The sequence below is a fragment of the Streptomyces tanashiensis genome, assembly GCF_014648895.1.
Lineage (GTDB): Bacteria > Actinomycetota > Actinomycetes > Streptomycetales > Streptomycetaceae > Streptomyces > Streptomyces tanashiensis.
The window spans coordinates 577,338-595,004 of sequence record NZ_BMRZ01000001.1; the positions used below are offsets into that span (position 1 = coordinate 577,338).

20 protein-coding genes are annotated in these 17,667 nt (G+C 72.1%); 4 read left to right on the forward strand and 16 right to left on the reverse strand.

Going from position 1 to position 17,667, the window contains the following annotated elements; all coding sequences use genetic code 11:
- Nucleotides 1–212 precede the first annotated feature (212 nt).
- A complete protein-coding gene (locus IE237_RS02545; RefSeq protein ID WP_189800121.1) occupies nt 213–974 on the reverse strand; it encodes an isoprenyl transferase in 762 nt (253 codons plus the stop codon).
- A gap of 110 nt (nt 975–1,084) precedes the next feature.
- Here IE237_RS02545 and mgrA point away from each other — a divergent pair, with 110 nt between their 5' ends.
- The gene (gene mgrA, locus IE237_RS02550) at nt 1,085–2,122 is read left to right on the forward strand and encodes an L-glyceraldehyde 3-phosphate reductase (RefSeq protein ID WP_189800122.1); all 1,038 of its coding nucleotides are present in this window, start codon (nt 1,085–1,087) and stop codon (nt 2,120–2,122) included.
- 359 nt (nt 2,123–2,481) lie between these two features.
- Here mgrA and IE237_RS02555 read toward each other — a convergent pair whose 3' ends face one another.
- A complete protein-coding gene (locus IE237_RS02555) occupies nt 2,482–3,219 on the reverse strand; it encodes a prepilin peptidase (RefSeq protein ID WP_189800123.1) in 738 nt (245 codons plus the stop codon).
- Between the two features lie 40 nt (nt 3,220–3,259).
- On the opposite strand from IE237_RS02555, the gene IE237_RS02560 reads away from it, so the two are divergent.
- A complete protein-coding gene (locus tag IE237_RS02560; RefSeq protein WP_189800124.1) occupies nt 3,260–3,640 on the forward strand; it encodes a DUF192 domain-containing protein in 381 nt (126 codons plus the stop codon).
- Here IE237_RS02560 and IE237_RS02565 read toward each other — a convergent pair.
- Nucleotides 3,612–4,721 carry a putative hexosyltransferase gene (locus tag IE237_RS02565; RefSeq protein WP_189800125.1) on the reverse strand — a complete coding sequence of 370 codons (1,110 nt, stop codon included), beginning with the start codon at nt 4,719–4,721 and terminating at the stop codon, nt 3,612–3,614. The genes IE237_RS02560 and IE237_RS02565 overlap by 29 nt on opposite strands.
- Before the next feature lie 30 nt (nt 4,722–4,751).
- On the reverse strand, nt 4,752–5,147 hold the full coding sequence (locus IE237_RS02570; protein ID WP_189800126.1) for a hypothetical protein: 396 nt from the start codon (nt 5,145–5,147) through the stop codon (nt 4,752–4,754).
- Between the two features lie 122 nt (nt 5,148–5,269).
- Here IE237_RS02570 and IE237_RS02575 point away from each other — a divergent pair, with 122 nt between their 5' ends.
- A complete protein-coding gene (locus IE237_RS02575) occupies nt 5,270–6,217 on the forward strand; it encodes a hypothetical protein (RefSeq protein ID WP_189800127.1) in 948 nt (315 codons plus the stop codon).
- Here IE237_RS02575 and IE237_RS02580 read toward each other — a convergent pair.
- The 12 genes from IE237_RS02580 to IE237_RS02635 form a co-directional block, all read right to left on the reverse strand.
- Nucleotides 6,214–6,837 carry an OmpA family protein gene (locus IE237_RS02580; RefSeq protein WP_189800128.1) on the reverse strand — a complete coding sequence of 208 codons (624 nt, stop codon included), beginning with the start codon at nt 6,835–6,837 and terminating at the stop codon, nt 6,214–6,216. The genes IE237_RS02575 and IE237_RS02580 overlap by 4 nt on opposite strands.
- A 9-nt stretch (nt 6,838–6,846) precedes the next feature.
- Nucleotides 6,847–7,431 (reverse strand): hypothetical protein, encoded by a 585-nt coding sequence (locus IE237_RS02585; protein ID WP_189800129.1) that lies wholly within the window; start codon nt 7,429–7,431, stop codon nt 6,847–6,849.
- Nucleotides 7,432–7,459: 28 nt separating this feature from the next.
- The gene (locus IE237_RS02590) at nt 7,460–8,152 is read right to left on the reverse strand and encodes a pilus assembly protein TadG-related protein (protein WP_189800659.1); all 693 of its coding nucleotides are present in this window, start codon (nt 8,150–8,152) and stop codon (nt 7,460–7,462) included.
- Nucleotides 8,098–8,316, reverse strand: coding sequence for a Flp family type IVb pilin (locus IE237_RS02595; RefSeq protein ID WP_229842202.1), 219 nt, complete (start codon nt 8,314–8,316; stop codon nt 8,098–8,100). The genes IE237_RS02590 and IE237_RS02595 overlap by 55 nt, the downstream gene beginning before the upstream one ends.
- 218 nt (nt 8,317–8,534) lie before the next feature.
- A complete protein-coding gene (locus IE237_RS02600; protein WP_189800130.1) occupies nt 8,535–9,422 on the reverse strand; it encodes a DUF5936 domain-containing protein in 888 nt (295 codons plus the stop codon).
- A gap of 11 nt (nt 9,423–9,433) precedes the next feature.
- Nucleotides 9,434–10,378: a type II secretion system F family protein gene (locus IE237_RS02605; RefSeq protein WP_189800131.1), complete on the reverse strand. Its 945-nt coding sequence runs from the start codon at nt 10,376–10,378 to the stop codon at nt 9,434–9,436.
- Between the two features lie 70 nt (nt 10,379–10,448).
- Nucleotides 10,449–11,792, reverse strand: a complete 1,344-nt coding sequence (locus IE237_RS02610) for a TadA family conjugal transfer-associated ATPase (protein WP_189800132.1) — start codon at nt 11,790–11,792, stop codon at nt 10,449–10,451.
- Nucleotides 11,789–12,181 carry a TadE/TadG family type IV pilus assembly protein gene (locus IE237_RS02615; RefSeq protein WP_189800133.1) on the reverse strand — a complete coding sequence of 131 codons (393 nt, stop codon included), beginning with the start codon at nt 12,179–12,181 and terminating at the stop codon, nt 11,789–11,791. The genes IE237_RS02610 and IE237_RS02615 overlap by 4 nt, the downstream gene beginning before the upstream one ends.
- Nucleotides 12,178–12,546, reverse strand: a complete 369-nt coding sequence (locus IE237_RS02620; RefSeq protein ID WP_189800134.1) for a TadE/TadG family type IV pilus assembly protein — start codon at nt 12,544–12,546, stop codon at nt 12,178–12,180. Before IE237_RS02620 ends, IE237_RS02615 begins: the two co-directional genes overlap by 4 nt.
- A gap of 3 nt (nt 12,547–12,549) precedes the next feature.
- Nucleotides 12,550–13,800: a CpaE/TadZ family protein gene (locus tag IE237_RS02625; RefSeq protein ID WP_189800135.1), complete on the reverse strand. Its 1,251-nt coding sequence runs from the start codon at nt 13,798–13,800 to the stop codon at nt 12,550–12,552.
- Nucleotides 13,801–13,807: 7 nt separating this feature from the next.
- Nucleotides 13,808–14,515 carry a Flp pilus assembly protein CpaB gene (cpaB, locus tag IE237_RS02630; protein WP_189800136.1) on the reverse strand — a complete coding sequence of 236 codons (708 nt, stop codon included), beginning with the start codon at nt 14,513–14,515 and terminating at the stop codon, nt 13,808–13,810.
- A 61-nt stretch (nt 14,516–14,576) separates the two neighbouring features.
- A complete protein-coding gene (locus IE237_RS02635) occupies nt 14,577–15,587 on the reverse strand; it encodes a hypothetical protein (protein WP_189800137.1) in 1,011 nt (336 codons plus the stop codon).
- Between the two features lie 360 nt (nt 15,588–15,947).
- Between IE237_RS02635 and IE237_RS02640 the strand changes: the two genes are divergently transcribed.
- Nucleotides 15,948–17,663, forward strand: coding sequence for a chitinase (locus tag IE237_RS02640; protein ID WP_189800138.1), 1,716 nt, complete (start codon nt 15,948–15,950; stop codon nt 17,661–17,663).
- Nucleotides 17,664–17,667 lie beyond the last annotated feature (4 nt).

The following is a 17,667-nucleotide window of genomic DNA, read 5'->3' on the forward strand; positions in this document are numbered from 1 at the left end:
GGCCGAAGCTCGGCCCTCCGCTTCTTCCGTACGTGTCCCGCACGGTCGTCCTGGTGCAAGGGGCCTCCCGGGTGGCGGTCTCCGTGCCGCTCACTTCACCAGGGATATGCCCTCGAACACCCTCTGCCATGCCATGGCATATGACGACGTGTTCATGAACACGAGGTGATCGGTTCCGACCGGGAATGTCCGGTGGGGAGGTCCGTGGACGATCAGGTGCCGTAGCGCCGGTGCCGGGCCGCGTAGTCGCGCAGCGCCCGCAGGAAGTCGACCTTCCGGAAGGCCGGCCAGTGGACCTCGCAGAAGTAGTACTCGGAGTGGGCGCTCTGCCACAGCATGAACCCGGACAGACGCTGCTCGCCGCTGGTCCGGATCACCAGGTCCGGGTCGGGCTGGCCACGCGTGTACAGGTGCTCCGAGATGTGCTCGACGTCGACGATCTCGGCGAGCTCCTCGAAGCTCGTCCCCCGCTCCGCGTGCTCCAGGAGCAGCGAGCGGACCGCGTCCGCGATCTCCTGGCGGCCTCCGTAGCCGACGGCGACGTTCACGAGTATCCCCGTGTTGCCGTGGGTGGCCTGCTCGGCCTCCTTCAGCACCGTCTGGGTACGGGCGGGCAGCAGGTCCATCGTGCCGACGTGGTGGACCCGCCACCGGCCGTCGGCGGCCAGCGCGCGCACCGCGTTCTCGATGATGCCGAGCAGCGGGACGAGCTGTTCCTCGGGGCGGTTCAGGTTGTCCGTGGAGAGCATCCAGAGCGTGACGACCTCGACGTCCGTCTCGGCGCACCAGCCGAGCAGCTCCTGGATCTTGTCCGCGCCGGCCTTGTGTCCCTGCTCGGGGGTCCCGCCGGACGCCTTGGCCCAGCGACGGTTCCCGTCGAGGATGACCCCGATGTGCTTGGGCACCTGGGTATGGTCGAGGCGGCCTTCCACCCGGCGTGCGTAGAGCCCGTACACCAGGTCGCGCAGGTTCACTGTTCTTTACCCCTCCATGCAGTGTCGGCCCCCGAAGCCGCCACATTACTGCGCACGGGCGACGGGCTCCCAGCCCGGGACTGTCACAAGTCCGTGATAAGCAGAGATACGTGACTGATTCCCCCCTGTACCGCGCCTCCGCGGACCGCTACGAAGCCATGGAGTACCGCCGCACCGGCCGCAGCGGCCTCAAGCTCCCGGCGATCTCCCTCGGCCTCTGGCACAACTTCGGCGACGACAAGGCCCTCGACACCCAGCGCGCGATCCTGCGCCGCGCCTTCGACCTCGGCGTCACCCACTTCGACCTGGCGAACAACTACGGGCCGCCGCCCGGCTCCGCCGAGCTCAACTTCGGCAAGCTCTTCGCCCAGGACTTCGCGCCCTACCGCGACGAGCTGATCATCTCGACCAAGGCCGGCTACGAGATGCACCCCGGGCCGTACGGCGAGTGGGGCTCCCGCAAGTACCTGATGTCCTCGCTCGACGCCTCCCTGAAGCGGATGGGCCTCGACTACGTCGACATCTTCTACTCGCACCGCTTCGACCCGCACACCCCGCTGGAGGAGACGATGGGGGCCCTGGCCTCCGCCGTCCAGCAGGGCAAGGCGCTCTACGTCGGCGTCTCCTCGTACAACAGCGAGCAGACCGCCGAGGCCGCGCGGATCCTCCAGGAGATGGGCGTCCGTCCCCTCATCCACCAGCCCTCGTACTCCATGATCAACCGGTGGACCGAGGAGGACGGCCTCCTCGACACCCTGGAGGCGGCCGGCATGGGCTGCATCTCCTTCGTCCCGCTCGCGCAGGGGCTGCTCACCAACAAGTACCTGAAGGGCATCCCGGAGGGCTCGCGGGCCACCCAGGGCAAGTCCCTCGACCCGAACCTGCTCTCCGACGAGGTGCTGCGGCGCCTGCGCGGCCTCGCGGACATCGCCGGGCGGCGCGGGCAGTCCCTCGCCCAGCTGGCGCTGTCGTGGGTGCTGCGGGACGAGCGGATGACCTCGGCGCTGATCGGCGCGTCCAGCGTCGCCCAGCTGGAGGAGAACGTGGCCGCGCTCGCGGGCGCGCCGCTGACGGACGAGGAGCTCAAGGAGATCGACTCGTTCGCCGTGGACACCGCCGGGACGAACATCTGGGCCGGCCGGGGCTGACGCTCCCGGAGGGGAACCAGGACAAGAAAAACGGGCCGGTCCGTGGGGGGGATACGGACCGGCCCGAGGGGGGGTTTCCACCATAACCCTTCGATAGTCGTCTTGCGCGCCACGTGCGCTGAACGAACCGCGCCGGATCCGCCGGATCCCAAGCGGCACAAGGGCTCCGGGGCCCTGTGGCGGGTTTGCGCCCCGGCGTGGCGGCGGGGTTCCGTCCCTCCGAAGAGGGACCGGATCCCGGGGGCGCGGCGTTGACGCGACGGAGCCCGCACGGGCCCCGGCCGAGCCGCCTTCCGCAGGTCGGCCGCCGGACCGCCGGCGCAGCGGCGTGATGCCGTCCCGCCGGGCGGGGGCAGGTTTCAGGCCTGGGCCGTGAACGCGCCGAGGAGGAGGCCGAGCAGGCCGCCGGCGAGCATGAAGGGGCCGAAGGGGATCGCCGAGGAACGGCCCGCCCGCCGCAGCAGGACGAGGCCGAGCCCGTACACCGCGCCGAGGAGGAAGCCCGCGAAGGACCCGGCGAAGAGCACCCCCCAGCCGTACCAGCCGAGGGCGGCGCCCAGCGGGACCGCCAGCTTCACGTCGCCGAGGCCGAGCTGGCTCGGGCTGATGGCGTGGAGCACCAGATAGGCGCCGCCGAGGACGAGCCCGCCCAGCAGCGCGTGGATCCAGGATCCGGCGTCGTACGGGAGCAGTTCGGCGCCGCCGAGGAGCAGCGGGACGGCGGCGGCGAGCGGCAGGGTCAGGACGTCCGGAAGCCGGTGCACGCGCGCGTCCACACAGCCGAGGAGGACGGCGAAGGGCGCGGCGATAAGCCAGACCACGAGCTCCGGCCGGGGACCGCCCGTGACGGCGGCGAGCACGGCACAGGCCAGGGCGGTGAGCAGCGGGGCGAGGAGCGGGCTCGCGGTGGTCGCGCAGGCCACCCGCCCGGGCCCGCCGAGCCAGCCGCGCCCGGGCCCGGCCAGGACGTGCCCGGCGGGACAGCGGTCCCGCCACGGGTCCTCCGGCTCCACGGAGAGCCGGTACGCGGCCCGGGGCACGAGCAGCCCGACGGCGGCCCCCCACAGGGCGGCGACGGCGATCAGCGTGACGTACACGGACGAGACCCTAGGCGCCCGTACCGCTACGGTCTGCCGCATGGGGAAATGGGTGGACGGGACGGGGACGCTGGCGGTGGCCGCCCTGGAGATCCCGCTGGAGGTGGCGGCCTCCTACCGGGCCCGGCGGCGGGGGCTGCTCGGCCGGGACGGGATCGCGGGGGCGCTGCTGATCGTCCGGACGAACAGCGTGCACACCTTCGGCATGCGGTTCGCGATCGACGTGGCCCATCTGGACGGCTCGTTCACGGTCCGGTCCGTGGTCACGATGCGCCCCGGGCGGCTCGGCATGATCAGGCCGCGCGGCCGGCACGTCCTGGAGGCGGAGGCGGGCGCGATGGCCCGATGGGGGCTGGCACCGGGCGTACGCGTGCGCGTGTCCCGCGGAGAGGTCACGGCGGACCCGAGCCGAGAAGCGTGAACGCCCCGTAGACGCCGGACGCGAGGGCCAGCCCGGCGAGGACGGGCACGGCGGTGCGGGTCCGCACGCGCGCGAGGGCCACGGCGGGCGGGAGCAGCAACCCGAACGCGGGCATCATCAGGCGCGGCCGGGAACCGAAGTAGGCGGCGCCGACGAGCGAGACGAACACGACGCCGATCGTGTACACGAGCAGCGGCAGCGGCTGCCCCTGGCGGACGCACAGCGCGAGGAGCCAGCCGAGGAGCGCGAGCGCCGCGCACAGGCCGAGGGACGCGGGCCACGGCAGGCCCACGATGAACCGTGCCAGGGCGACACCGCCGTCGATGGAGTTGCCCCAGGCCGCCTGGACGTCGAAGTAGGCGGTCGGGCTCCCCTCCCGGACCCCGACATAGGCGACGTACGCGAGCCAGCCCAGCGGAGCGATCAGCACCCCGGCCACCGTCCGCGCGGGCAGCCGCCGCTCCCGTACGAGGGCGACGAGGGCCGTGACGCCGAGGGCGGCGATCAGCGCGGCGGCCGTCGGCCGGGTGAGCCCGGCGACCGCGCACAGCACGCCGGCCAGGATCCAGCGCCCGCGCAGCACCGCGTACAGCGACCAGGCGGCCAGGGCCGTGAACAGCGTCTCCGTGTACGCCATCGACTGGACGAACGCGGTGGGGTACACGCCCCAGAGGACGGCGAGCAGGACACCGGCGCGGGGCCCGAACGCGTGCGTGCCGCACCGGGCGATCCCCCAGGCGGCCGCGAGCCCCGCGGTCCAGGAGACGAGGAGCCCGGCGGTCGCCGCGTCCAGGGGAAGGACGGCGGAGAGACCACGCTCCAGAGCCGGGAGGAGCGGGAAGAAGGCCAGATCGGAGTGGACGTCACCCTTCGGCAGGGTGACCTGGTACCCGTACCCGTGCTCGGCGATCCGCACGTACCAGACGGAGTCCCACCGCCCCTTGAGCCGGTGCAGCCCGTCCTTCCCGGTCACGCCGGCCGCGATCGCGAGCACGACGAGCCCGACGAGACGGGTGGCGGCATAGCCGCCGAGGGCGGCGAGGGTGGCACGGTCGGGCCGGCCGGGTCGGGGCAGGGGCATGCGCCCGATTATCCCGGGGGCCCGTTCCGCTCAGCCGAGGGGCCTTATCCGGACGAACTTCGCCGCCATGACGGGACCGAGCTGCTCCACGATCGCGTGCCCGGGCTCCTGCGGCGAGGGCAGGTCGCCGAGGAAGGAGGTCACGATGACCTCGTCGATGCCGAGGACCCCGCGCGCGCTCTGCTCCTCCAGGAACGCGAGCGTGCGGCGCCAGTCGGCGACGGGGACCTCGCCGGAGGCCTCCGCGGAGACCTCGGCGAGGAAGGAACGGACGGTGTCCTGGACGACGTCCCAGAAGAAGACGTGCGGCAGGACACCGCCCTGATGGAAGACATGGGTCTCGTACACACCCCGGAACTCGGGGATCCGGGTGACGAGATCACTGACCAACTGGACGCTGGAAGTGAGGTTCGGGCTCGCCGTCATCTGTCCAGAATGCTCCCGCCGAACGGGGATGTCCCGCCGTATTTACGCTTTCCTGGCGACGTCTTTCGCCGGGTTTTCCACAGGGGGTGCGAAGTGTCCCTCTTCCGTGGATCGTTGGGCGTATGTACGAGTTGGCGATCCTCGCCAGGGGCGGGGTCCTCCTGACGGTCTGGGCGGTCGCGGCGGGCTGGCCGCCGGGCCGGCTGGCCGGACGGCTGCGCCGCGACGGCTGGCAGCGGATCTGCCGGGGCGCGTGGGCCGCCCCCGGGAGAGAGGTGGACTGGCGGCTGAGGGCGACGGCCCTCCAGCTCCTGCGCCCGGAGCTGGTGTGCAGCCACGGCACCGCGGCGCGACTGCACCGCATCGAGGTACTGGGCGGGGAGCCGGCCCCGGAGCACCTCGACTTCACGGCACCGCCCCCCGGCAGATCGGCGCGCGGCGCCGGGATCCGCATCCACGCCACCCTCTTCCTCGCGGACCGGGACCGGTCGCTCCGGCGGGGGCTGCGGACGACGACCCCGGCGCGAACGGTGGGCGATCTGATACGGGCCTCCGCGACCCGGGAGGAGGCCGTCGTCGTCGCGGACTCCGCACTGGCGCGCCGTGCCGTCTCAGGCGTACGGCGCGAGGCGCTCGTCCGGTACGAGGAGCTCGCCGCCGAACTCGCCGCACCCCGCCGGGGCGCGGCCCGCGCCCGCACCTGGCTGCGGCTGGCCGAACCGGCCTCGGGCTCCCCGGCGGAGACGGTGGCCCGGCTGAGGATGGGCGACGCGGACCTGACCCCCGAATGCCAGCCGACCCTCCGCACGGGGGACGGCCGGCCCCTGCGCCCCGACTTCCTCTTCCGCGCGGCGGGCCTGGCGGTCGAGGTGGAGGGATACGCCTTCCACGGCACCCGCCGGGCACACGAACGGGACGTCGCCCGCTTCAACGCGCTCCAGTCCTGCCCGGAGGTCCACCGCGTCCTGCGCTTCACGGCACGGGAGGTCTTCCACCGCCCGGACCGCATGACGGCGACGATCCGGGCGGCGCTGACGTCTCTGTCGGCGGCGGCCTCCCTGCCGGCTTAGGGCGCGGGGGCCGACGAGGTCCGGGGGAAGGAGATCTCGACGCGCCGGTTCTTCTTGCGCCCCTCCTCGGTGCGGTTGTCGGCGATCGGGTAGTCCTCGCTGTACCCGCGGATGTCGAAGGTCGTGCCGGGGTCGAGGGCGCGGGCGAGCACCTGCTGCACGGCCACGGCCCGCTCCTTCGACAGCTTGAGCCCGTGCTCGTACGTCCCCAGGTTGTCGGTGAACCCGAAGACCCGGACCCGCCCGGAACCCATCTTGTCGATCTCGGCGGCGATGGCGGCGATACGGGCGGTGGCGGCGGGCGTGAGCTTGGCGCTGTTCTTCGGGAACAGCACCTCGGCCTGCAGCGCGAACGTCACGTCCACGTTGGTGTCCTGGCGCCGCTGCTGCCCGCCCTCCTCCTCGACGATCTGCTTGATGTCGAGCACCTTGGCGGGAGCGAGGGTGGCACCGTCGGGCAGCATCAGCCCGGGCGAGTTCGCGTCGATGACGGGCGCGGGCGAGGAGCTGCCGGCGGCACCGGGCGGATCGTCGGCGTACGCGACGGGCACGGCGACCGGCCAGAGCGCGACGGAAACGAGGACGAGGGCGGCGAGGCGGCGGTGTGTGGTCGTCGTCATGGCGTCGCCTCAGGAGAGCTTGAGGGTGGCGGGTTCGAAGGTGGGGAGCTGGAAGGAGACTTCTGTGGTGGAGGCGGGGGGTGCGGGGAATTGCATGAAGACGGCCGCAGTCGCCTTCGGCTTCAGAACGCTGAGCCCCGTCGTGGTCAACGGCCGACCGTCGGTGTCGCGCAGCACGTAGTAGCGCTTCTTCCCCACCGCGTCCACAAGGGTGGCGCCGCCGAATGAGCTGCCATGCTTCATGACTTCCGTCTCGTCCCCGCTCGTCTGGGACGAGATGGCAGCGGCCGAGTCCGAGCTGTTCTTCAACTGCCCCTTGATGGTCAGGAATCCACCCGCATCGCGCTCGACAGAGGTGATGGCGAATTCCAGCCCCTTCTGGCCCCGCACGAGAGCCAACGTCTCGGCAGGCTCCTCAGGCCCCTGTGAGCCCTGGGTGGCCGATGCGCCCTGCTGGGGAGCGGCACTCGTAGAGGTGGGCTTGTTCTCGCTCGGCTTCTCCTCGCCACCGCACCCGGCCACGAAGAGTGCCACGGACGTGATCGCGACGGCGACCACCCCACTGCGGGTCTTCCTTGCGTAGCGCGCGTTCATGAAGCGTGCTTCCTTTGCTCGTCGCGGGTCAGTCCGACAGTCGGACTCTGAAGAGATCTGCGGCTCCGGGGAGGCTCGGGCTGTCCGGGTCGATCACCCACGACTTGCCGTCGCATAGGAGCTCCACCACGGGGTCCTCGTCGTCCGGCTCTTCGCCACCCTCATCCGGGCCCGTCGGCGTCGGACCCGGTGTGTTCTCGGGGGGATCCGGAGGGGGTTCCGGCGGGTAGAAACGGCAACGCGGTTCGACAACAGCCTCAGCAGACGCCTTGGCCTGACTCGACTCCTGGCCTGTCGTTTGCACGGTCACCTTGAAACCATGCTCACCGATGGCGAGAGGCCCGCATGATTCGAGCGCCGCCTCGTTCCGGGCCGCGAACTCCGCTGCCTGCTGGCACGCGGAGCCTTCGTCGTAGGACCCGCCCTCGAGGAACCCATCCCACTGCTTCGGATCGAGAATCACGTCGATCCAGCCGTCACGCAGCTGATCCCGGGCGTCCTGAGCAGCAGCGAGGGCTGCCGCGTCCGCGGCGGTCTGCGCGCTGTTTCGCGTCAAAGCGGCCTGCCCCACCAAGAAGTAGGCGAACGCCAGAAACAGGAGCCCTGCAATAACCGCGATGTAGACAGGAAAAGCCTGCCCGCCATCACGACCAGAACCGTGCGCGGCTACTCGCCGCCGGTCAGGTCCGCGATCTTCTGTGTGATGGCATCCTTGATCGATTTCCCGATGTCCGTACCGGTGATCGCGATGACGATCGCCACCACCACCACAATGATCCCCAGATACTCCACCGCCGTCTGACCGCGGTCCCTCGCCCGTCGTTCCGTCCAACCGGCGAGCTGCACACGTGCCTTGGTCAGGGCCTTCAGCATCGCGTCGTTCATCGTGGTCCCCTCCGCGTTCAGACGCCTGCGCATGGGCACGGTACGCCGACGGGCGGGTCGGCGGACAGGGCCCGTTCATCGGGTGGGCCCGATGACGCAGGTCGCGGCGATCCGGTCCATCATTCCCACCCCCCTCACACTCTGTCCGCACTCTGGCACATCGGGTTGCACCCGCGAAGACCTTTCCCCGGAATATGTCACCGCACCGCGTCAGCCGCTCACTCCCCCGTCACCGACCCGAAGTCCGTCCCCGTGCCCAGGAACAGGCCCGCGCCCAGCAGGATCATCGTCGCCGGGACCATCAGCGTCGTGATCACCATCGTGGCTTTGGGGACCGCCTTCGCCGCCTTGCGGCGGGCGTTCTGCGCGTCGGTGCGGCGCATGTCGTTGGCGATCTGGATCAGCGTGTCGACGATCGGGGCGCCCAGCTCCTCCCCCTGCTGGAGCGCGGTCACGAACTGGGCCACCTGTTCCGAGTCGTTCCGGCGCCGCAGTTCGTCGAAGGCCTGGCGGCGGCTCACGCCCATGTCCATCTGCCGCAGTGTGATACGGAGTTCGTCCGCCCACGGCCCCTCGTACTTCTCGGCGACCCGTTCCAGCGCCTGCCGGAAGCCGAGGCCTGCCGAGACGACGACCGCGAGGACGTCGAGGAAGTCCGGGAGGGTCCGTTCGATCTGGTCCTTGCGGATGCGGACCGCCGACCAGATCCCGACCTCCGTCCAGAACGCGCCGAAGGCCAGGAGCAGCAGGGCCGTCACGTACGAGCCCTTGCTGAGCATCACCAGGCCGCCGAGGCCGCCGAGGAAGCCGTAGACCGCCCGCCTCGCCCCGTACCGGTCGATGGTGAGGCCGCCGGGGTTCCCCGCGAGGTCGATCCGGCGGCGTACGGCGCTGACGCGCTTGGGGCCCATCAGGCGGAGCACGGCCGGCGACCAGCGCATGCCCAGGCGGTCGACGGCCGAGTCGACGGCTCCGGTACGGGTGGAGCCGACCTCCAGGGCGAGCCTGAGGTCGTCGGGGAGCTTGGCGTCGGCGCGGTAGAGGCGCAGTCCGTAGCTGATGCCGACGACGGCGAGTCCGGCCAGGAGGGCGAGGAGGAGGTCCACGGCGGCGGTCCCTACACGTCGATCTTCGAGAAGCGGCGGATGACGGCGAAGCCGACCACGTACAGGGCGAACGCCGTGACGACGGCGAACTGTCCGATCCCCGAGCCGGTCATCCGGTCGAGGGCCCCCGGTTGCATGTTGTCGATGAGCAGGAGGGAGCCGACGCCGATGACCGGCACGGAGTACGCGGTCATGCTGACCTGGGAGAGCTGGGTGCGGACCTCGCGCCGGGTCTCCTTGCGCTCCTCCAGCGTCTCCGTGAGGTTGCGCAGGGAGGAGACGACGGTGCCGCCGGCCCGGTTGGCGAGGACGAGGGTGGTGACGAGGACGACGAGCTCACGCGAGGGGAGGCGTTCGGCGAGTTCTCCGAGGGCGTCGTCGAGGGACGTGCCGACGGCCAACTGCTGGGCGACCTTCTCCAGTTCGTCGCCCGCGGGCGCCTCCAGCTCGTCGGCGGCCAGGCTGAGGGCCATCCGGAGGGCGAGTCCGGCCTGGGTGGCGTTGGCCAGGATGCGGGAGAGCTCGGGGAGTTGGTTGATGAACTTCTCGATGCGCTTCTGGCGCTGCCAGCTGAGGAAGCCCATCGCGACCCAGATGCCCAGGAGTCCGCATATCGGGCCGAAGAACGGGGACAGCACCGACTGCCCCACGATCCACAGGACCGTCACCGTCGCCGCGAGGGCCATGGTGAACTCGCCCGGTGTGACGTCGAGTCCGGTCGCCGCGATCCGCAGCTCCAGCTTCCGGCCGAGCGCGGTCTTCCGTACGCGCCGGTCGACGCCACGGAAGCGCCGCCTGCGGCGGCCCGCCACGGCCGCCGGTTCACCGCTCTCGTCGAGGCGCGCGACGAGGGCCGCGTGACGGCGGGCCCCGCTCGCGTACAGCTGGACGCCGACGACGCCCAGGACGCAGGCGAGCAGTGCCGCACCGGCCGTGAGCCAGAACGGGTCGGTCATCGCTCCGCCTCGGGGCGCCAGGTGGGGTCGGTCATCGCGGTGCCTCCGGTGGCGAGACGGGCGTCGGTCATCACTCCGCCTCTCGGGTGGTCAGGTGGGCGTCGGTCGCGGCCACGCCGAAGGCCTGGGGGATGGGCTGGCCCGCCAGGTAGAGGCGTTCGGCGACGCGCCGGGGCAGCGGGTGGTACGTGAACCGTCCGTACACCCGCCCGTCGGCCGCGACCGGCTGGGCCTGGAAGCGGCAGACCGTGGCGAGCAGGAAGCGTTCCCGGCCGTGCGAGGCGAGGACGGAGATCTCGGTGATGCGGCGGGTCCCGTCGGGGTGCCGGGTCAGCTGGACGAGGACGTCGACCGCGCTGTTGATCTGGTCGCGGAGCGCCTCGAACGGCACCTTGACCTCGGACATCGACGCGAGCGTCTGGAGCCGCATCAGGGCGTCCTCGGCGGAGTTCGCGTGGACGGTGGCGAGCGAGCCGTCGTGGCCGGTGGACATCGCCTGGAGCATGTCGAGGGTCTCGCCGCCGCGGACCTCGCCGACGATGATCCGGTCGGGGCGCATGCGCAGGGAGTTGCGGACGAGGTCGCGGATGGAGATGGCCCCGCGGCCCTCGATGTTCGGCGGGCGCGCCTCCAGGCGGATCACATGGGACTGCTGGAGCTGGAGTTCGGCCGAGTCCTCGATGGTGATGATCCGCTCGCCGTCCGGGACGAGGCCGGAGAGGGCGTTGAGGAGGGTCGTCTTCCCGGTGCCGGTGGCGCCGGAGACGATCAGATTGAACTTGGCCTGCACGAGTCCGGAGAGCAGGAGCAGCATCTGCTCGTCGAGCGAGCCGAGGCCGATCATCTCGTGGAGCGTGTACGCGCGGGGGAAGCGGCGGATGGTGAGGGTCGCGCCGGTGAGGGAGAGCGGCGGGATGATGACGTTGACGCGCTCGCCGGAGGGGAGCCGGGCGTCGACCATGGGGTTCGACTCGTCGACGCGCCGGTTGACGGTGGAGACGATCCGCTCGATGGTCTGCATCAGCTGCTCGTGGGAGGCGAAGCGGAGCGGGAGCAGTTCGACCCGGCCGCCGCGCTCGATGAAGATCTGGTCGGGGCCGTTGACCATGATCTCCGTGATGGAGGCGTCTTCGAGGAGCGGTTCGAGGACGCCGAGCCCGAGGGCCTCGTCGACGACCCGGCGGATCAGCTGGGCCCGTTCGGCCGTGGAGAGGACCGGGCCCTCGCGGCTGATGATGTGGCCGAGGACGCGCTCCAGGCGGGCGCGCCGCTCGGCCGCCGCGAGCGCGGACATCTCGGTGAGGTCGATCTCCTCCAGGAGCTTGGCCCGGAAGGCTGCGACGAGGTGCCCGTCCTCCCGGGCGGCCGCGGCACCGCTCTCCTCGGGGGCGTTGATCCGGGCGCGCAGGCTCATGGCAGGTCCTCCTCGTCGGGCATCGGCATGGTGGCGGTCTTCGTGACGGAGCCGAATCCGTCCCAGAAGGGCACGACGGAGGGGATGGTGACCGTGACGGTGTAGACGGCCTCCCCGTCTCCCCCGCCGGAGGTGACGGTGGAGCGGTCCGCGATCCAGCCACTGACGGCCGCGTCGGCGGCCGTCTCGGGGTCGGGCGTGTCCTCGTCGTCACTGCTCGCCGCGCGGGCGGCGGCGCGGGCCGCCGTGCCCGCCTGCTGTGCGGCGTACGCGGCGATGCCGAGCTGGAGCCCGGCGAGGCCGACGAGGAGCAGGATGGGGAGGAATCCGAGGTACTCGATGGCTGCCTGGCCGCGGTCGCGGGGGGCCTGTGCCCTGGGGGCGCTCATGGCAGCCTCTCCTCCGACACCGCGCCCGCCCTGCCCACCACCGGGAACAGTCCGCCGAAGCCCGGGACCAGGACGGGCACCTGGATCTCGACGACGGCCGTGACCAGGCCCCCGTCCGTCGAACAGCTGGGACGCGCGCCGCTCGCCCAGGCCCCGTCCAGGTGCCGCTTCGCCGCCTCGCCGCAGTCATCGCCGACGGCATACGCCCGCGCCGCCTCGTCCGCCGCGTTCCCCGCCAGCGTGTACGTGTAGCCGACCAGGACGACCTGCCAGAGCAGGGCGAGGGTGAGCAGGATCAGCGGCACCATGCCGAGGAACTCCACCGCCACCTGCCCCCTGTCGTCGTCCCGGTGCGCCGCCCGCATCGTTCAGCGTCCTCCGGTGCGGCGGCGCAGCCCGAGGGAGCCCCTGTCCCCCGCGCGGGCGAGCTCCTTGCCGGGCTGTCCGGCCGCCTGGACCAGGCCCAGTTCGCCGGCGAGGGTCCACAGGGCCTGCTTGACGGTGGACTTGGCGTCGAGTTCGTGGAGCCGGCCGGCGTCCACGACGGCCTGGAGTTCCTTGAATTGGGCGGGGACGGCGACGCCCGCCACCCGGGTGCCGGTGATCTTCTGGACGAGGGGCGGCTGGATCTCGGTGGAGCGGTGGTGGCGGTTGACGAGGGTGACGGTCTCCTCGGCCTTGCGGACCTGGAGCCGTTCCCACATGCGGACGGTCCGTTTGGCGGCCCGGACCGCGACCACGTCCGGGGTGGTGACGAGGAGGGCGGTGTCGGCCATCTCGATGGCGGCGGCGTTGGCGCTGTCGAGCCGGGATCCGCAGTCGAGGACGACGACCTCGTGCCGGCCGCGCAGGGCGCTGACGACCTGGCGGGCGGCGCGGTCGGTGACCTCTTCGCCGCGCTCGCCCTCGGCCGGGGCGAGCAGCAGCGAGAGTCCGGTCTCGTGGACGTAGACGGCGTCCTGGAGGACGCGGGGGGAGATGTCGGCGATGGTGGCGAGGTCGGCGACGGAGCGGCGGAACTGGACGTCGAGGTAGGAGGCGATGTCGCCGCTCTGGAGGTCCATGTCGACGAGGGCGACGCTGCGTCCGGAGGCGCGGGCGGCGAGGGCGAGGTGGACGGCGGTGACGGTGGCGCCGACGCCGCCCTTGGCTCCGCTGACGGTGACGACGGTGCCGCCGGGTCCGGTGATCCGTTCGGCGCCCCCGCCGAGGTGGCGGCGGACGCCCAGGGACCACTGGGCGGCGGCCTGGACGCGGCTGGCGAGTTCCTCGTAGCCGAGGGGGAGGGTGACGAGGCCCCGGGCGCCGGAGTCCATGGCGGCGGAGAAGAGCACGGGGCTGGCGTCGGCGGTGATGAGGACGACGCCGACGGCCGGGAAGCGGAGGGCGACCTCGCGGACGAGTTCGAGGGCGGGGACGGGCCCGATCCGTTCGTGGACGAGGACGACCTCGGGGAGTTCGTCGAGGGAGGCGGCGGCGAGGCGCGCGAGGGTGTCGACGAGCTGGGTGGAGTCGGTGACCGGCTGGGCGGGTTCGGCGTCGGGGAGCTGGCTGAGCAGCGTGCTGACGGACCGGGCCGCGTCGGGGTCGCCGACGGCCGGCAGGATCCTGGTGGTCATACCGGCCTCACTTGTCCTTGTCGAGCGTGTAGGTGCGGTCGCCCTTGTCGGCCGGGGAGCCGGCCGTGGACGGGGCGACGAGGGCGAGGCGTACGTGCTCGGCGAAGGACTCGGCGTACGCGACGCGCTGGGTGTCGAGGGTGGAGAGCGCGAAGGTGATGGGGACCGTGGAGGTGGCCCTGTCGGCGCGGTCGGAGCGGGCGGAGACCGGGGTGAGCTGGCCGACGTCGAGGACGCGGGCTCCGGCGACGATCATCCGGGACTGGTCGGGGTCGCCCTTCTTCTCGCCGGCGAAGGTCGCGTAGATGTTGACGGTGGCGCCCGCGTTGATCTTTCCGGCGACGCCGGTGGCGGCGTCGACCATGATCGCGATCTCCTGCTCCCCCGGCCTGAGCTGGGGCCGTTCGACGATCATGTCGGTCTGGAGGAGGGAGCCCTCCTTGAGCTCGGTGACGGCGATCCTGCCCTCGATCTGGCGGAGGTCGGTGACGGCGGTCGGGGAGAGCCAGCGCCTGGGCATGGAGATCTTCTCGAACGTGCCCGCGCTCAGGGGCGTGTAGGGGTGCACGTCCTCCTTGAGCCGGTACGCCGTGGTCTCCGGACCGACCTTGGAGTTCACGTCGCTGATGACGGCGAGGACGCCGGCGAAGGCGCCGAGGGCGCACAGGACGGAGAGCAGCAGCAGGATCACGCCGCGGCGCTGGCGGGAGTTCATGGCCGTATTTCCTCGGTCGGAGACGTGGGGCGGTGGCGGGGTCGGGGGCGCGCGGGTCCGCTCACGGCAGTGCGGCGCGGGCCGGACCGGCACCGGGCCCGAGGGCGCGCGCACCGGCCGCACCGCCGGCGCCCGGTCCGAGGGCGTGTGCGCCGGGCGGTCCGGCGGCTCCGGGGCCGTGTCCCCCGGCCCGCGGACCCGGCCCGAGGGCGCGGGTGCCGGGGTCGGGCGGCGGTGGGGCGGCCGGGGGCAGCGGTGCGGCGCAGAAGCCGCAGCGGTCGCCGATGAGCTCCATCCGGCACCAGTGGCAGGTCTCGCGCCGTACGGAGGAGACGAGCTGGTGGAGGACGTGCAGGTCGGGCAGGTAGGCGGCGAACTCGACGAGCTTCCCGGTGCCCCACCAGCCGGGTGAGGACGCGGGCAGCGGCACCTCGTGCACGGGTCCGGGGATGCGCCACCGGGGTACGAGGGTGGTGGTGGGCCAGTCGGTCTGGAGCTGGCCCCGGGCGAGGAGGAGTTCGGTGGCGAACTCCGGTCCGGCGAGGGCCTCCCCGCCGGAGCCGGAGCCGAGCCGCACGATCTGCGGGGTGGGTCCGGCGAGGACGGCGAAGTGGGCGCCGGGGAGCCAGCCCTTGAGGTGGGAGCCGAGGCCGACGGGGACGCGGTCGAGCCGGGACACGGAGCCGAGGACGGCGCCGGCGTAGATGTAGTGGGCGAGCAGCCGGGCGGCGGAGGCGAGGACTCCGGGGCTGAAGTCGCAGCCGGCGAGCTGCCGCAGCTGGCGGACGAGGACGGCCGCTCCGAGGGGTGGCAGGTCGGTCCTGACCAGGGCGATGCGGTCGCTCTCCAGGAGGGCGCGGACGGCGCGCAGGCGGTGCTCGACGGCGGCCGGTGCGGCGGTGGGGCAGACGACGACCACGTGTCCGTACCGGGCGAGGAGTTGCTGCATGTCCGCGAGGGAGGCGTCGAGCGGGCGGGTCCCGGGGGGCGGGAGGACGGCGGCCTGCGGGGTCCCGGGGTCGGCCGGCGGCAGCACCAGGTCGGCGCCGATGACGGCGATCGCTGTCGGCACGTCGGACCCCCCGTCCCCTCCGGCCTCCGGTGCCCCGGGGGCCGCGGATCACTTACCGCGTTCGTGGCGTCACCGCGGGGTGCCGCCGCCTCTGCACCTTATCCACGTCCCCCGGGGTGGTGAACAGACAATCCGCCAAGCTGCCCCCACTAATTTGCGCCCTGACCTCGGGCCCTGACCTCGGAGGCCGCGTTCCGGCCGAACGCCGTTCGCTGCCCGAGGTATTGACAACGCGATTGGTCTGGACCAACTTGTTGCGACAGCGGTGGCCACCGCCGGTACCCCCTTACCCCGCACCTCCCCTCCGTACGACGACGTACGGCACCTCCACCTCCCCAACTCCCCCACCGGAGGACGCACGTGGACCGCACCACCACCCGCCCGCACGGACGGCGCCGGCTCGCCGGAGCCCTCGCGCTCGCCGTCGGCTCGGGGCTCGTCCTCGTCGGCGGAGCCGGCACCGCCCAGGCGGCGGACGTCAACGTCGCCAAGAACGCCGGGTTCGAGAACGGCCTCGCCAACTGGTCCTGCTCCGCCGGCAGCGGCGCCGCCGTCTCCTCGCCGGTCCGCACCGGGGCCGGCGCGCTCCGGGCCACCCCGGCCGGTCTCGACAACGCCAAGTGCGTGCAGACCGTGACCGTGAAGCCCAACTCGACGTACACGCTGAGCGCCTGGGTCCAGGGCGGCTACGCCTACCTCGGCGCCAACAACACCGGGACCGGCACCGGCACCGTCTCCACCTGGACGCCCGACAGCGCCTCCTGGAAGCAGCTCACCACCACCTTCACCACCGGCGCGAGCACCACCTCGGTCGAGATCTACACCCACGGCTGGTACGGCACCTCCCCGTACTCCGTCGACGACGTCAGCGTCTTCGGGCCCGACGGCGGCGGCGGCCAGGACCCCGACCCGGTCGTCCCGTCCACCCCGGCCGGCCTCGCCGCCGGCACGGTCACCACCGGCTCCGTCGCCCTGAGCTGGGGCGCGGTCAACGGCGCCACGGGCTACAAGGTCTACCGGGACGGCGCCAACCCGCAGACGGTGAGCGGCACCTCCACCACCGTCACCGGGCTCACCGCCGACACCGCCTACCAGTTCCAGGTCTCCGCGACGAACTCCGCGGGCGAGTCCGCGAAGTCCGCCGCCGTGTCGGCCCGCACCGCCAAGGCCACCGACCCGGGCCCCGGCCCGGCCGTGCCCAAGCACGCCGTCACCGGCTACTGGCAGAACTTCGACAACGGCGCCGCCAAGCAGAAGCTGCGGGACGTCCAGGCCGCGTACGACATCATCGCCGTCTCGTTCGCCGACTCGACGACCACGCCCGGCCAGATCACCTTCAACCTCGACCCTGCCGTCGGCTACACCTCGGCCGCCGACTTCAAGGCCGACGTCGCGGCCAAGAAGGCGGCCGGCAAGTCCGTGATCCTCTCGGTCGGCGGCGAGAAGGGCAACGTCACCATCAACAGTGACGCCACCGCGACCGCCTTCGCCGACAGCGCGTACGCCCTGATGCAGGAGTACGGCTTCAACGGGATCGACATCGACCTGGAGCACGGCGTCAACGCCACGTACCTCACCAAGGCGCTCCGCCAGCTCTCCGCCAAGGCGGGCTCCTCCATGGTCCTGACGATGGCGCCGCAGACCATCGACATGCAGAACACGGGCTCGGAGTACTTCAAGACCGCGCTCGCCGTGAAGGACATCCTCACGGTGATCAACACCCAGTACTACAACAGCGGTTCGATGCTCGGCTGCGACGGCAAGGTCTACAGCCAGGGCTCGGTGGACTTCCTCACCGCGCTCGCCTGCATCCAGCTCCAGGGCGGCCTGGACCCGTCCCAGGTCGGTCTGGGCGTCCCCGCCTCCACGCGGGGCGCGGGCAGCGGCTACGTCGACCCGCAGATCGTGAAGAACGCGCTCGACTGCCTGACCAAGGGCACCGGCTGCGGCACCTTCAAGCCGGCCCAGACCTGGCCGTCGCTGCGCGGCGCCATGACCTGGTCGACCAACTGGGACGCGACGGCCGGCAACGCCTGGTCGAACGCGGTGGGCCCGCACGTGCACAACCTGCCGTAGCGGA